13 protein-coding genes are annotated in these 13885 nt (G+C 74.3%); 6 read left to right on the top strand and 7 right to left on the bottom strand.

What is annotated here, in order from left to right:
• Positions 1 to 61: 61 nt before the first annotated feature.
• The 3 genes from ACWDCZ_RS05240 to ACWDCZ_RS05230 form a co-directional block, all read right to left on the bottom strand.
• Positions 62 to 955 (bottom strand): MHYT domain-containing protein, encoded by an 894-nt coding sequence (locus tag ACWDCZ_RS05240; protein WP_117491058.1) that lies wholly within the window; start codon positions 953 to 955, stop codon positions 62 to 64.
• A gap of 331 nt (positions 956 to 1286) precedes the next feature.
• Positions 1287 to 2693, bottom strand: coding sequence for a cytochrome P450 (locus ACWDCZ_RS05235; RefSeq protein ID WP_449815243.1), 1407 nt, complete (start codon positions 2691 to 2693; stop codon positions 1287 to 1289).
• A 123-nt stretch (positions 2694 to 2816) separates the two neighbouring features.
• Positions 2817 to 3884: an RNA ligase (ATP) gene (locus ACWDCZ_RS05230; RefSeq protein WP_449815242.1), complete on the bottom strand. Its 1068-nt coding sequence runs from the start codon at positions 3882 to 3884 to the stop codon at positions 2817 to 2819.
• A 363-nt stretch (positions 3885 to 4247) separates the two neighbouring features.
• Here ACWDCZ_RS05230 and modA point away from each other — a divergent pair, with 363 nt between their 5' ends.
• The 3 genes from modA to ACWDCZ_RS05215 all read left to right on the top strand — a co-directional run bounded on the left by modA (position 4248) and on the right by ACWDCZ_RS05215 (position 7265).
• Complete coding sequence (modA, locus tag ACWDCZ_RS05225) at positions 4248 to 5096, top strand: molybdate ABC transporter substrate-binding protein (protein WP_449815241.1); 849 nt, start codon at positions 4248 to 4250, stop codon at positions 5094 to 5096.
• A 140-nt stretch (positions 5097 to 5236) separates the two neighbouring features.
• Positions 5237 to 6046, top strand: a complete 810-nt coding sequence (locus ACWDCZ_RS05220) for an ABC transporter permease (RefSeq protein ID WP_449815257.1) — start codon at positions 5237 to 5239, stop codon at positions 6044 to 6046.
• A 142-nt stretch (positions 6047 to 6188) separates the two neighbouring features.
• Positions 6189 to 7265 (top strand): ABC transporter ATP-binding protein, encoded by a 1077-nt coding sequence (locus ACWDCZ_RS05215; protein ID WP_449815240.1) that lies wholly within the window; start codon positions 6189 to 6191, stop codon positions 7263 to 7265.
• Positions 7266 to 7296: 31 nt separating this feature from the next.
• Here ACWDCZ_RS05215 and ACWDCZ_RS05210 read toward each other — a convergent pair whose 3' ends face one another.
• A complete protein-coding gene (locus ACWDCZ_RS05210; RefSeq protein ID WP_380737469.1) occupies positions 7297 to 7956 on the bottom strand; it encodes a response regulator in 660 nt (219 codons plus the stop codon).
• Positions 7957 to 8000: 44 nt separating this feature from the next.
• Positions 8001 to 9251, bottom strand: a complete 1251-nt coding sequence (locus ACWDCZ_RS05205; protein WP_449815239.1) for a sensor histidine kinase — start codon at positions 9249 to 9251, stop codon at positions 8001 to 8003.
• A gap of 264 nt (positions 9252 to 9515) precedes the next feature.
• On the opposite strand from ACWDCZ_RS05205, the gene ACWDCZ_RS05200 reads away from it, so the two are divergent.
• Genes ACWDCZ_RS05200 through ACWDCZ_RS05190 form a run of 3 tightly spaced genes read left to right on the top strand, consistent with a single transcriptional unit; the run spans position 9516 to position 11974 of the window.
• Entirely contained in the window at positions 9516 to 10439 is a 924-nt protein-coding gene (locus ACWDCZ_RS05200; protein ID WP_380737473.1) for an ATP-binding cassette domain-containing protein, read from the top strand.
• Positions 10436 to 11200: a hypothetical protein gene (locus tag ACWDCZ_RS05195; protein WP_449815238.1), complete on the top strand. Its 765-nt coding sequence runs from the start codon at positions 10436 to 10438 to the stop codon at positions 11198 to 11200. Before ACWDCZ_RS05200 ends, ACWDCZ_RS05195 begins: the two co-directional genes overlap by 4 nt.
• Positions 11201 to 11230: 30 nt before the next feature.
• Positions 11231 to 11974 (top strand): hypothetical protein, encoded by a 744-nt coding sequence (locus ACWDCZ_RS05190; protein WP_380737477.1) that lies wholly within the window; start codon positions 11231 to 11233, stop codon positions 11972 to 11974.
• Between the two features lie 115 nt (positions 11975 to 12089).
• Here the strand turns inward: ACWDCZ_RS05190 and ACWDCZ_RS05185 are convergent, their stop codons facing one another.
• Both ACWDCZ_RS05185 and ACWDCZ_RS05180 read right to left on the bottom strand, forming a co-directional pair.
• Positions 12090 to 12788: an aminoacyl-tRNA hydrolase gene (locus ACWDCZ_RS05185; RefSeq protein ID WP_449815256.1), complete on the bottom strand. Its 699-nt coding sequence runs from the start codon at positions 12786 to 12788 to the stop codon at positions 12090 to 12092.
• 153 nt (positions 12789 to 12941) lie between these two features.
• Positions 12942 to 13871 carry a hypothetical protein gene (locus tag ACWDCZ_RS05180; protein WP_143204631.1) on the bottom strand — a complete coding sequence of 310 codons (930 nt, stop codon included), beginning with the start codon at positions 13869 to 13871 and terminating at the stop codon, positions 12942 to 12944.
• Positions 13872 to 13885: the final 14 nt, after the last annotated feature.

Genomic DNA, 13885 nt, shown 5'->3' with positions numbered 1-13885 from the left:
TTTCGGGCAGGGAGAGGCTGGAGGACGGAGGCAGGTGGGCGGGGGCTGGAGGGGGCGCGGCTCAGGCGGCGCGGCCGTGCCGTTCGCCGTCGCGCCCCTCGCCGCCGCGCCGCCCGGCCTCGGCCGGGGCAAGCTCCTGCCGGGCGGGCTCGGGGTACGGGGACTCGGGGTACGGGGGCCCGGCGGGGAGCTCCTCGGTGGCCAACTCGCCGGCCTCCCGGTAGCCGGCCCGCTCCTGGGCGGTCGGCGAGAGCGCGACGAAGGCCGAGGCGAGGAAGAGGAACGAGCCGAGACCGACGGCGAGCGGGAAGACGAACTCCATCGGGCTGACCCCGCCGAGGCCGGTCCGGGTCGGCTCCAACCGGACGTGGACGGCGGCCATGCCGGTGTAGTGCATGCAGCTGACGGCGAGGCCCATGGCCATCGCGGCGGCCGCGGCCGCGTACACGTTGCGGATGGTGACGGCGGCCCAGAGCGCGGCGGTGGCGGCGCCGACCGCGACCAGCACGGACAGCGCGACCGTCCCCGCGTCGTAGTGCAGCCCGCCGTGCATCCGGAGGGCCGCCATGCCCAGGTAGTGCATCGCGGCGACGCCGAGACCGGTGGTGACGCCGCCGGACAGCAGGGAGAGGCCGCGGTGCCGGCCGTAGCAGACCACGGTCAGGCCGAGGCCGGTGACCAGCACCGCGACCACGAGGCTGAGGACGGTCAGCGGCACGTTGTAGCGCAGCTCGGTGCCGTCGACGGTGAAGCCGAACATGGCGACGAAGTGCATGGTCCAGATCCCGGAGCCGATCGCGGCGGCGGCCGTGACCAGCCAGTTCCGCCGGGCCGGGCCGCTCGCGGCCAGGCCGCGCAGCGTGCAGCGCAGCCCGAGGGCCGCGCCGGCGCAGGCCATCAGGTACGAGAGGGCGGGGGTCAGCCAGCCGAAGCTGAGGTGGTTGATGGTGCCCATGGGACCTCCGGTCGACCGGTCGGGCCCGGAGGCGGTACGCGGTGCGCCCGGGCTCCCCGGGCCGGGCGGACTGCATACGAAGGCATATGCCAACCGCATGTGCGCTTCCGGCCTAGGGTGCGTGGGACGCTATCGAGGGGCCGGAATCGGTCAGACAAAGATCTGAAAAGCTGCCCGCGAGGCCCGGGTGATGTGTTCGAATGCTCCGGTCGTCTGCCCAGCGGACGGCGCACAGATGACAACAGACAGATAACAGAGTTTGAAATCTGTCATCTGTCCGCTGTCTGTTGTTCGCTGTTCGCTGTTCGTTGTTCGCTGAACCCGTCAGCCGTCAGCTGTCAGCCGTCACCCGGATCCGCATCGGGCTCGCCGCCCGCAGCGTGATCCCCTGGGCGAGCGCTACCCTCCGGTCCACCGCCTCCACCTCGAAGTCCCGCAGCAGCACCCCCAGCGCCAGCACCGCCTCCAGCATCGAGAAGTGCTGCCCGATGCAGGCCCGCGGCCCGCCCCCGAACGGGAACCAGGCGTAGCGGTGCCGGGCCCGCTCCGCCTCCGGCAGGAACCGGTCCGGGTCGAAGCGCTCCGGATCCTCCCAGTGGTCCGGGTGCCGGTGGGTGACCAGCGGCGCGACGACGACCTGCGCGCCCGCCGGGATCACGTACCCGTCGATGACGGTCTCCTCGACCGCCCGCCGCCCGCCCAGGGCCGCCGACGGATAGAGCCGCATCGCCTCCTTCAGCACCCGGGTGATGTACGGGAGCGCGTCCAGGTCCGCCGCCGTCGGCGCGCGCCCGACCAGGACGGTCCGCGCCTCCTCGCGGGCGAGCCGCCGCTGCTCGGGGTGCTTGGCCAGCAGGTGCAGCGCGAAGGCAAGCGCGGTGGCCGTGGTCTCGTGCCCGGCGAGCAGGAACACCAGGACCTGGTCCCGGAGTTCGGCCGGGTCCAGCCGCTCGCCGTGGTCGTCGCGGGCCCGGCCGAGCAGGGTGAGCAGGTCGTCCGCGCCCTCGTCGCCGCCGCCCCGCGCGGCCCGTTCGGCGATGATCCGGTCGCAGACCCCGTACAGCGCCCGCTGGGCCTCGGCACCGCGCCGGTTGGCCGGCGTCGGCCAGGTGCGCGGGAGGCGGACCGGGGCGTAGCCGCGCTCCTTCACGTACTCGCCGAGCACCGGGAAGCTGCGGTGGACCACCGCTATCGCCTCCTCCACGTCGGCGCCGAAGAGGATGCGCGCGACCGCCCGCAGCGCGAACCGGGACGTCTCGTCCGCCGCGTCCACCACCCCGCCGGGCACCGCCCGCCACCGCTCGGCGAGCGACTGCGCCTCCTGCGCGAGCGCGTCCGCGTAGCCGTCCACCCGGCGCCGGGTGAACAGCGGCTGCACCATTCGGCGTTGGCGCTGGTACTCGGCGTCCTGGCTGGTCAGCAGCCCGTTGCCGACGCTGCTCCGGAGCTCGTCGTAGAACGGGTCCTCCTTGCGGAAGTTGGCCGCCTCGCCCGCCAGCACCTGGCGGACGCCCTCCGGCGAGAACACCCCGTAGAAGTCGGCCCGCAGCCCGGGCGGCCCGGCCTGGAAGCGCACCACGTCGCCGTGGTCGCGGCGGGCCGCGAGGTAGCTGCGCAGCGGGCGGCGGGTGAGGTCGAACAGCGATCCGACCAGCGGGTTCCCGGCCGGCACGGGTATCGCGGAGGTGGGGGCGGGCACGAGGCCGGGGTCGGGAACGGGGAGGACTTCGGTGGCCATCGGCACTCCTTCTGTACGGGGACTCACCCGCCGCCTCTACCGACGGGCGGTCAGCACCGAGAGGAGCCGCACCCGGACCGGCCGGCCGGGCCGACCTGCCCGGCCACCGGATCCGGGCCCGTCTCACTCGTACTCGGTGCCCCCCTTACGGGTCAGGTAAGCCTCGCTGACCACCTTGGCGATCGCCCGCCCGCCGAGCACCGGGCTCCAGCGCTCGGTGACCAGCCGCACCACCACGCCCTCGCGCAGGTGCAGTTCACGCCCGGAGACGGTCTCCCGGCCCCGGGCGAACCCCAGCACGGTCTCCGGATCGAACGGTCCGCGCCACAGCTCGGGCACCAACGGCAGTTCCCCGTCCAGCAGTTCGGCCGCCGAAAGCCAGTTCAGCTGCCCGTCCACGAGGGCCGACACGTCGAACGCGGCGTATCCGGGCCGCTCGGTGCGCGCCGAGGCACCGTAGCCCAGGTCCTGCACGCCCTCGCCGAAGACCTCGCCGAAGATGCCGACCCGCTCGGCCCCGAGGCGCTCCGCCAGCCGGGCCGCCACCGCCGGGATGTCGTACGCGCGCACCGCCCGCCAGTAGAGGTTGCGCGCGTCCTCGGCCAGCGCCAGCCCCTGCGCACCGATGCCCTTGGACGACACCCGCACCTCGCCGGTGGCGGCGGTGTACGTGACCAGGCAGCAGCTGCCGTGCAGCTTCTCGGTCAGCACGACCGGCTCGCCCGGCGCGAAGGCCTCGGGGTAGCGCTTGAGGTTCTCGATGTCCACCCAGGGCAGCAGGTCCGGCGCGCTGACCACGTCACCGCTCATCGACGTCGGCACCGGCGGCTGCCACTTGACGACCCCGAGCAGCTCGGCGAAGTCCTCACCGCGCTCGGCCGCGGCGGCCAGGTCGGTGCCGGCGAGCGCGGCGGGCCGGCAGACGACGCCCTGGGACAGCTCGCCGCGCAGCCGTACCGCCTTCACCCGGTTCGCCCGGGCGCCGGCCAGCTTGCCGGTCAGGCCCAGCTCCGCGATCAACTCATCCGGGAGGACGGACTGTTCGGGGATGTAGACGGCGTGGTCCCCGGTCCGGTACGCGCCTTTCGCGACCACCGCCCGGTAGAGGCCGACCTGGGCGAGCTCCAGGGCATCGGCGTTCGGGTGCTCCAGGATGACCAGCTTCTCGGCGGTGACGCGCAGCGTGGACATGGACGGACTCCTCCCCTTGGTTCGGCCCCGGCCGTGTGTCCGACCGGCCCGGCCGTCTGTACGGACGGCGACCACTCTCGCCGTTCGACCACCCACGGCGCGACGCAATTACCGCGCGCCCCTCGCCAGCGCCCCCACCGGCCCACCGTCCCCACCAGCCTGACCGCCTCACCGTCCTCACCGCGCCCCGCGAGTCCCGGTTGAGCCATCCCACAGCAGCCCCGAGACCCGCCCGGCCCCCAGCTGTGCGAACCGACAGGGGATTTATCGCTCGCATATGCGGCACTATGATCGCCGTAATGGCCGCACCTGCGGCTCGTCCCTCGCGCCCCTCCCGGCGCGCACCCTGGAGGGGAAGCACCGATGAGCACCCGTACGCCCACCGCCCGCAGGCTCGCCGTCGCCACCGCCGCGGTCCTCGTCCTCGGGCTCGGAGTCAGCGCCTGCGGCAGCGACGGCGGCAAGTCCTCCGGTTCCTCGGCCTCTTCGAGCACCTCCGCGAACGCCTCCGCTGCGGGCAGCAGCGTCCCGAAGGCCTCCGGCACCATCACCGTCTTCGCCGCCGCCTCGCTCAAGGAGACCTTCACCGAGCTCGGCAAGAAGTTCGAGGCCGCCAACCCGGGCGCCAAGGTCACCTTCAACTTCGGCGGCAGCTCCAGTCTCGCCACCAGCATCAACTCCGGTGCCCCGGCGGACGTGTTCGCCGCCGCCAGCCCGGCCACCATGAAGACCGTGACGGACGCGGGCGGCGCCAACGGGCAGCCGACGACCTTCGTCCGGAACACGCTCACCATCGCCGTCCCCAAGGGCAACCCCAAGCACATCGCGGGCCTCAAGGACCTCACCGCCTCCGGCGTGAAGGTCGCGCTGTGCGCGAAGGAGGTGCCGTGCGGCGCCGCCGCCCAGACCGCGCTCAAGGCGGCGGGCGTCGACCTCACCCCGGTCACCCTGGAGCAGGACGTCAAGGGCGCGCTCACCAAGGTCGAACTCGGCGAGGTCGACGCGTCCCTGGTGTACCGGACCGATGTGCAGGCCGATGCTGCGAAGATCGACGGCGTGGACTTCCCCGAGGCCGACAAGGCCGTGAACGACTACCCGATCGCCGCGCTCGCCAAGGCGCCGAACAAGGACGGCGCCGCCGCCTTCGTCGCGTACGTCCAGTCGCCCGAGGCCAAGCAGGTGCTGACCTCGGCGGGCTTCCAGGCACCGTGAGCGAGCGCACCACCGGCTCCGGGGACGGCTCCGGACGCGACTCCGGGGGCGACTCCGGTCGGAACCGCACCGTCGGCGGCGGCGCGGCGGAAGCCGAGAAGGCCCTGCCGCGCCGCGCCCCACGAAACCGCGCCCCGCGAATCCGGGGCCCTCGAAGCCGATACCCGCGGACGTACCGCGCCCCGGTCGCCCTGCTGCTCCCGGCGCTGCTCGGGTTGGCGTTCCTGGTCCTGCCGCTGGTCGGCCTGCTGATCCGGGCGCCCTGGAGCGACCTGTCCGAGCAGCTCACCAGCACCGCCGTCTGGGACGCGCTGCGCCTGTCGCTGATCAGCGCGACCGCGGCCACCGCCGTGTCGCTGGTCCTGGGCGTCCCGCTGGCCTGGCTGCTCGCCCGCACCGAGCTGCCGGGCCGGCGGGTGATCCGGGCGCTGGTCACCCTGCCGCTGGTGCTGCCGCCGGTGGTCGGCGGTGTGGCGCTGCTGCTGGTGCTCGGGCGGCGCGGCATCGTCGGCTCCTGGCTGGACTCGGCCTTCGGCATCACGCTGCCGTTCACCACCACCGGGGTCGTGATCGCCGAGGCGTTCGTGGCGATGCCGTTCCTGGTGATCAGCGTCGAGGGCGCGCTGCGGGCCGCCGACCCCCGCTACGAGGAGGCCGCCGCGACCCTGGGCGCCTCCCGACTGACCGCGTTCCGGCGGGTCACCCTGCCGCTGATCGCGCCGGGCATCGCCGCCGGGGCCGTCCTGGCCTGGGCCCGGGCGCTCGGCGAGTTCGGTGCGACGATCACCTTCGCGGGCAACTTCCCGGGCCGCACCCAGACCATGCCGCTGGCCGTCTACCTGGCCATGGAGTCCGACCCGCAGGCGGCGATCGCGCTGTCGCTGGTGCTGCTGGTGGTCTCCGTCGCCGTCCTGGTCGGCCTGCGCGACCGCTGGCTGTCGACGCCGTGACCCCGCCCGCCCGCGCCGCCCCGAGCGCACAGGCCATCCCGACCACCCGCACCATCCCGAGCGCACGCGCCCTCCCATCCCCACCTGCCATCCCGGACACGCTGAACGCAGCAGACGCACTGGAAACCTGGACGCCGCCCCGATGAGCACCGAAAGCCGCCCCGGCCCCGCCCTGGACGCCCGCCTGCGGGTCGAGCGCGCCGCGTTCGCCCTCGACCTCACGCTGACCGCCGCCCCCGGCGAGGTGGTGGCACTGCTCGGCCCCAACGGCGCCGGGAAGTCCACCGCCCTGCGCGCCCTCGCCGGGCTGCTCCCGCTCACCGGCGGCCACCTGCGCCTGGACGGCCGCCTCCTGGAGGACCCGGCGCAGCGCGTGCACACCCCGGCCGAGGAGCGGCCGGTCGGCGTGGTGTTCCAGGACTACCTGCTGTTCCCGCACCTGAGCGCGCTCGACAACGTCGCCTTCGGCCCGCGCTGCCAGGGCCGCCCCAAGCGGGAGGCGCGGGCCGAGGCGGCCGACTGGCTGGAGCGGATGGGCCTGGCCGACCACGCCACGGTCCGCCCCGGCCGGCTCTCCGGCGGCCAGGCCCAGCGGGTGGCGCTCGCCCGAGCCCTCGCCGTACGCCCCCGGCTGCTCCTGCTGGACGAGCCGCTGGCCGCCCTGGACGCCCGCACCCGGCTCGACGTACGCGCCCAACTGCGGCGCCACCTGGCCGAGTTCGAGGCGGTGGCGGTGCTGGTGACGCACGACCCGCTGGACGCCATGGTGCTGGCCGACCGACTGGTGGTGATCGAGGACGGGCACGAGGTGCAGTCCGGCAGCCCGGCGGAGGTCGCCCGGCGCCCGCGCACCGACTACATCGCCCGGCTGGTCGGGCTGAACCTGTACCAGGGCCGGGCCGAGGGCTCCCGGGTCACGCTCCCGGACGGCACGGTGCTGGCCACCACCGAGGAGCTGGACGGTCCGGCCTTCGTCGCCTTCCCACCCTCCGCCGTGACGCTGTACCGGGAGCGTCCGCGGACCAGCGCGCGCAACCTCTGGCAGGCCGAGGTCACCGGGCTCGACCTGCACGGCGACCAGGTCCGCGTCGAACTCTCCGGCGACCTGCCGATGGCCGCCGACCTGACCCCGGCCGCCGTCGCGGAGCTGGAGCTGGCGCCCGGCGTCGCGGTCTGGGCCTCGGTCAAGGCCGCCCAGACCCACGCCTACCCGGCCTGAGCGGCCCTTTTTGACGCATCATCAGCTCGCGTCACTCCGAGGGCTCGACGAACCCCGACTCGTACGCCGCGATCACCGCCTGGGTGCGGTCCCGCGCCCCGAGCTTCGCCAGCACGCTGCTGACGTGCGTCTTCACCGTCTGCACGCCGAGGAACAGCCGCTCGGCGATCTCCCCGTTGCTCAGGCCCCGCGCGACCAGCCGCAGCACCTCCGCCTCGCGCCCGGTCAGCGCCGCCCGCTCCATGGCGGCCCGGGCGGTCGGGTTGCCGTGCCCGGCCGCCAGCCGGCGGATCGCGGCCGGGAACAGCAGCGACTCGCCCGCCGCCACCAGCCGTACCGCGTGGGCGATCTCGGCCGGGCGGGTGCGCTTGAGCAGGAAGCCGTCGGCGCCCGCGCGCAACGCCTGGTAGACGTAGTCGTCGTTCTCGAAGGTGGTCACGACCAGGATCCTCGGCGGACGCTCCTCCGGTGCGCCGGGGCGCAGCAGCTCGCGGGTGGCCGCCAGGCCGTCCAGCACCGGCATCCGGACGTCCATCAGCACCACGTGCGGGCGCAGCGCGCGGGCCAGCGCGACCGCTTCCGCGCCGTCGGCCGCCTCGCCGACCACCCGCAGGTCCCCCTGCGCTTCCAGGACGGCCCGCAGGCCGGCCCGGACCAGTTCCTCGTCGTCGGCGAGCAGGATGTCCGTCATCCCCGCGGCTCCTCCGGCCGGGCCTCGCATCACAGGATCGTTCGTCACGAGCCCAAGCGTAGGGGCAGCCGGACGGTCAGCACCCACTCCCCTCCGCCCTCCTGCGACACCCCCGCCGCCGCCTCCCCGCCGAGCAGCGTGGCGCGCTCGCGGATGCCGCGCAGCCCCTTGCCGCCCTTGCGCGTCGCGCCCCGGCCCGCACCGCCCGCCGGAGGTCGTGCCGAACCGGCCGGACCGGCAGGCCCGGCCGCGCCGACCGCCGAACGCCCGGCGCCGGGCAGCCGGTTGGCGCAGCGCAGCTCCAACTGCCCTTCCCGTACGGCGATCCGGATGTCGACCGGTTCGCCGGGCGCGTACTTGAGCGCGTTGGTGACACCCTCCTGGACGATCCGGTACGACTCGCGGGAGAGCACCCCGGGCAGCGTGCCGGGCGGCACCTCCATCCGCGCCTCCACCGGGCTGCCGGCCGCCCGGGCGGTGTCGAACAGCGCGGGCAGCTGGTCGATCCCGGGCTGTTCGGTGGCCACGCCGTTCGCCCCGGCCGGGGTCTCGCGCAGCAGCACGAGGGTGCGTTCGAGGTCCTCCATGGCCTGCCGGCCGGTCTCCTCGATGACTTCGAGCGCCTTGGCGACGAAGGCCGGGTCCCCGACCTCGCGCGCCGCGCCTGCCTGAAGGACCGTCACCGTCAGTGCGTGGCCGATCGAATCGTGCAGCTCCCGGGCCAACCGGTTGCGTTCCAGCAGGCGTTCGGCCCGCAGCTCCGCCTCCGCCAGCCGCTCGGTCGGAGACGGGCCCAGCAGCCGTACAGCCATGGCGAGTTGGAGGCGCCCGGCGAGGACCAGGAACCAGCCGAAACCGAGTACCAGCAGAGGAGAGAACGGGAGGTACCAGAGCGCGTCCGGACCGGTCAGCCGGTCGTAGCACGCGGCGGAGCCGAGGGAGAGCACGAACCCGGCCACCGAGCCGAGCGCGACCCGGCCGATCAGCCAGCCCGCCGTCCGCCGCCGGTCGGCCCAGGTGCGGGAGGGCTCGGCGGCGATGTCCTCCTCGCGGTCGGGCACCAGCAGCAGCCGCGCCTGCACCCCCTCCGCCCGCCGAGCCGCCGGGATGAGCGCGAGCGCCGCGAGCAGCACGCAGTCCACCAGTACGCTCGCCGTGAGGATCTCGCCGAGGCCCTTCCGGTACGTCCCCGGATAGATCATCAGCACCACGCCCGCGAAGATCCACCCCACCAGCAGGTGCAGCAGCCGCGCGTACGTGACGCCGGCCGCCAGCGGCGCGACGAGCCTGGACACCGCACTTCCCGGCGCGGATCCTCCGGACACCGCGCTCGCGCCCCTCAACGCTGCGATCTTGGACATTGCGCCATCCTGCCAGGTCGCCCCCGGTCCGCGGATCCCGCGCCGGTCGCCCGCGCCCTCCCTCCTGGGAGGGAGGCGGCTCCCCGCCCCGGCGGGATCCGCCGCACCGGCCCGCTCCGGTCGAATGGAGCCACCGACCGGGGCAGCGACAGCGGGCACCGGCGGAGACCACCGACGACGAGACGAGGGGAGCGGGCCGTGATCGAGATCCAGGGCCTGACCAAGGAGTACGACGGCCGGCGCGTCGTCGACGACCTGACCTTCGAGGTCCGACCCGGCGTGGTGACCGGCTTCCTCGGCCCGAACGGCGCCGGCAAGAGCACCACCATGCGCCTGGTCCTCGGCCTCGACCGGCCGACCGCCGGACACGCCCTGGTCGACGGCCGCCCGTACGCCGAACTCCCCGCCCCACTGCGGACGGTGGGCGCACTGCTGGACGCCCAGGCGATGCACGGCGGCCGGACCGCGCACGGCCACCTGCGCTGGCTCGCCGCGAGCAACGGGCTGCCGGCCCGCCGGGTCGACGAGGTGCTCGGCCAGGTCGGCCTGGCGGACGCGGCCGGACGGCGGATCCGGGGCTTCTCGCTCGGCATGCGCCAGCGCCTCGGGGTGGCCGCCGCCCTGCTCGGCGACCCGCCGGTGCTGCTGCTGGACGAACCCGTCAACGGCCTGGACCCGGAAGGCATCCGCTGGATCCGCACCCTGCTGCGCGACCTGGCCGCCGAAGGCCGGGCGGTGCTGGTCTCCTCCCACCTGATGACCGAAATGGCGCTCACCGCCGACCACTTGGTGGTGATCGGGCGCGGCCGACTGCTCGCCGACGCCGCCACCTCCGAGTTCATCGACCGCCACGGCCGGACCCGGATCAGGGTCCGCGCCGTCGCCCCCGCCAAGCTCGCCGCCCTGCTCGGCGACCCCGGCCACGACCACGGCCTCGACGCCACCGAAGTCGACGGCGGCGCCTGGGAGGTGAGCGGCGCCGAACCCGAGCGGATCGCCGCGCTCGCCGCCGCCAACGGGGTGGTGCTGTACGAGATCGCCGTCCAACAGGACTCGCTGGAGGAGGCGTTCATGCGGATGACCGCCGACAGCGTCGAGTACCGCGCGGAGGCCTCCGCATGACCACACCGGTTGCCGGCTCCGCGCACGTCCTGCACGTCCTGCGCGCCGAGCGGATCAAGCTCACCACCCTCCGCTCGCTCTGGATCACCCCGCTGCTCGCCCTGCTGCTGACCGCCGGGGTCACCACGGCCATCGGCGCGGCCATCGGCGGCAAGGACCACAGCATCACCGACGACCCGAGCGTCGGGGTCTTCTACGGGCTCAACTTCGGCCAGGCGGCCCTGGCCTGCTTCGGCATCCTGCTGATCGGGCAGGAGTTCAACACCCGCATGATCAACGTGTCGCTCACCGCCGTCCCGCGCCGCAACCGGCTGTACGGCGCCAAGTTGGCGCTCGGCGCGCTCGTCGGCCTCGCCGTCGGCGCCGTCGGCACGGCGGGCGCCTTCGCCGGCTACGCGGCCACCGCCCCGGGCGCCTGGGACGGGCCGGCCCTCCTCCGCAGCGCCGTCGCCGGCGTGCTCTACCAGGCGCTGCTCGTGGTGCTCTGCCTCGGAGCGACCGCGCTGCTGGGCAACCTCACCGCCGCCATGGGACTGCTGGTGCCGACCGTCTTCCTGCTCTCGCCACTGCTCGGCGGAGTGCCCGGGATCCGCCGGGTCGTCCAGTTCCTGCCCGACCGGGCCGGCCAGTACGCCCTGCGCTACGCCGACGACCCGCAGGTCGCGTACGGGCACTGGACCGGGCTACTGATCATGGCGCTCTGGACGGCGCTGGCGGCGTACGGCGGCCTGCGCGCGCTGCGCCGCATCGGCGCCAAGTGACCTCGGACGAACGGGAAACGGGAGAAAACCATGAGCACGCTCGCCGGCGCCCTACGCGCCGAACGCGTCAAGTTCACCACCCTGCCCTCGCAGTGGGCGGCCCCGCTGGTCGCCCTGGCACTGACCGTCGGCGTCACGGCCGCCGTCAGCGCCGCCTACGGGGCGAAGGAGCACACGCCCGCCCCGGACCCGGCCAACGGGATCTTCTACGGGCTGCTCTTCGGCCACGTCGCGGTGGCCTGCCTCGGCATCCTGCTGATCGGGCAGGAGTTCAACACCCGCATGATCGGCACCTCGCTCACCGCCGTCCCCCGGCGCGGCCGACTGTACGGCGCCAAGCTCGCGCTCGGCGCCGGGCTGGGCCTGCTGCTCGGCCTGGCCTCGACGGCGGGCTCGTTCCTGGCCGTCGGCACCACCGTCGGCCTGGACCTCTCCACCCCGGGCCTGGCCCGCAGCTTCCTGGCCGGCGTGCTGTACCACCCGATGATGGTGCTGCTCTGCCTCGGACTGACCGCGATGCTGGGCAACTTCAGCGCCGCGCTCGGCCTGCTGACCCCGATGGTGTTCCTGGGCACCACCTGGCTGGCCGCCATCCCCGGCGTCCGGGAACTCGGCCAGTTCCTGCCCGACCGGGCCGGCCTCTACGCGACGCGCACCCAGACCGAGCCGGGCATCCACTACGGCCACTGGACCGGGCTGCTGATCATGGCGCTCTGGACGGCCCTGGCGGCCTACGGCGGACTCCGGGCGATGCGGCGGTACCAGCACAGCTGACGGACGACAGCCGACAGCAAACTGCGAACAGATGACAGATTTCGAAATCTGTCATCTGTTCGCAGTCGTCTGCAAGCTGTTAGCTGTTAGCTGTTCGCCGTCGGCTGTCAGCCCGTCACCGCAGCGCCGGGTGCTCCGCGATCACCGTGCAGCTGCCCGGCGCGATCTCGGTGAAGCCCGCGTCCTGGACCACCGGCAGCCCGCTGCGGACGAGTTCCTCCCACGCCTCCGGCGAGGCGGTCCGGACCGCGAGCGCGAAGCCGGCCTCGGCCCACTCCTTGCGCTGCGCCTCGTCCAGCCGCCACCACGCGAGCTGGGCGGCGTGCCCGGTCTGCGCCATCGTCTTGCCCGCGCTCATCTCCAGCTCGGGGTTGAGCCACAGCACGGGCAGCCCCGGCTCGGGCGCGCCGACCTCGGCCGTCTCCTCGAGGTCCGTCCCGGACACCTGGAGCTTGGCGAGTTCCTTCGGCCAGCCGTCCAGCGGGACCGGCGGGAACACCCGCACCTCGGCCTCCCGCCCCTGCACCGTGACGCCCGGCAGCTCACCGGCCCGGCGCCACTCCCCGCCCCGGGCCCGCCGGACCACCTTGCGGATCCGGGCGTCCTCCCAGGCCTCGACCCGCTCCGCCCACTCGCCGCCCGCCTCGGTCACCCGAGGGTCGGCGAGCAGGGTGAGCACCGCCCGCGCCGAGGTCTCCAGCGCGTCCGTCCGGCCCGGCGGAGTGGCCCGCTCCAGCCGGACGACCAGCGGCAGCACGTACTGCGGCCGCTCGTCGCGGTCCTCGCGCGACGGGGCGTCGCCGGGGTCGGCCACCGGAGCGGGGGCCGGGGTAAGGGGAGTCGGGGCGTCGGAAGGAGAAGTCACCCGTCCAGGATGCCAGCCCCGCCCCGACCGACTCGGCCCGCCCCGTCCGCCCCGGCAGTCACCCCGGCACTCGCGTCGGCACTCCCGCCGGCACTGGCCCCGTCAGCGCCGGTAGCCGCGCTGCGGGTCCCGCTCCTCCGCGTCCTCGTACATCAGGAACCAGCCCTCCGGGTGGGTGGCCGCGAGCAGCATCTCGGTGCGCTGCTCCGCCGCCAGCTCCGGATCGCCCTCGTCCGGCCCGTAGACCCCGAACAGCTCGTCCTGGCAGCCGTCCCAGTCGTAGTCGTACAGGTCGGCCGGAAGGTCGCCCATCATGTCCGCCACCGACTCGGGCTGCGCACCGAGCAGCGCCCGGGCGTCCACCAGAGCCATCCGCAGCGCGATGTCCTCGGCCAGGCAGCGCGGCAGCGGCCACTCGCCGAGCGCGAGGTCGTCGGCGAGGTCGTCGAAGGCCCGGGCCATCGCGCGGCGCCAGCCCCGGTGCATCCGCCAGGTGCGTTCGGGAAGCCGGGCGAAGACCGTCCAGTCCACGTCATCGCTGTCGGCGACCGCCTCGTCCCCGTGCTCGTCGAGGTCGTCGTACGCGGCGTCCGCCAGGCCGATCAGCTGGGCGTGGAGCAGGCAGGCCGTGCGCGGGGTGAGCGTCCAGTCCGCACCCGCGCCGCCCTCCTCCTCGTCGCCCTCCAGCGGGAACAGGTCGGCGAAGTCCGGTGTGAAGTCCTCCGTGACGCTGATCTCCAGCGTGCCGCCGATCGCCTCCACCCCGGGGATGGCGGCCACCAGCCGGTCCGGATGCAGCAGCGCGCCGAGCGCCGCGTTGGCGTCCTCGGCTACCTCGCGCAGCAGTTCGCGGCGCTGCCCGGCCGGGTCGACGCCCCCGAAGTCCAGCTCCTCGACGGCCCTGATCGCGGCCGCGCGCAGGGCCGGCCAGTCGGTGATCCGCAGGCCCAGCACCACCGTCGCCTCGATTTCCTGCGCGCCGGAGTCCTCCGCCGCGCCCGGCCCCTGTGGATGATCACTTCGCTCGCCCATGGGGCTAACGGTAC

It is taken from the genome of Kitasatospora sp. NPDC001225 (assembly GCF_053597855.1).
The sequence above is the reverse complement of the archived record's forward strand: the minus strand, read 5'-3'. Positions and strand labels throughout refer to the sequence as shown.

Coding starts and splice junctions, on each gene's coding strand:
- ACWDCZ_RS05240 (WP_117491058.1), bottom strand. CDS start 955: ATGGGCACCATCAACCACCTCAGCTTCGGCTGGCTGACCCCCGCCCTC.
- ACWDCZ_RS05235 (WP_449815243.1), bottom strand. CDS start 2,693: ATGGCCACCGAAGTCCTCCCCGTTCCCGACCCCGGCCTCGTGCCCGCC.
- ACWDCZ_RS05230 (WP_449815242.1), bottom strand. CDS start 3,884: ATGTCCACGCTGCGCGTCACCGCCGAGAAGCTGGTCATCCTGGAGCAC.
- modA (WP_449815241.1), top strand. CDS start 4,248: ATGAGCACCCGTACGCCCACCGCCCGCAGGCTCGCCGTCGCCACCGCC.
- ACWDCZ_RS05215 (WP_449815240.1), top strand. CDS start 6,189: ATGAGCACCGAAAGCCGCCCCGGCCCCGCCCTGGACGCCCGCCTGCGG.
- ACWDCZ_RS05210 (WP_380737469.1), bottom strand. CDS start 7,956: ATGACGGACATCCTGCTCGCCGACGACGAGGAACTGGTCCGGGCCGGC.
- ACWDCZ_RS05195 (WP_449815238.1), top strand. CDS start 10,436: ATGACCACACCGGTTGCCGGCTCCGCGCACGTCCTGCACGTCCTGCGC.
- ACWDCZ_RS05190 (WP_380737477.1), top strand. CDS start 11,231: ATGAGCACGCTCGCCGGCGCCCTACGCGCCGAACGCGTCAAGTTCACC.
- ACWDCZ_RS05180 (WP_143204631.1), bottom strand. CDS start 13,871: ATGGGCGAGCGAAGTGATCATCCACAGGGGCCGGGCGCGGCGGAGGAC.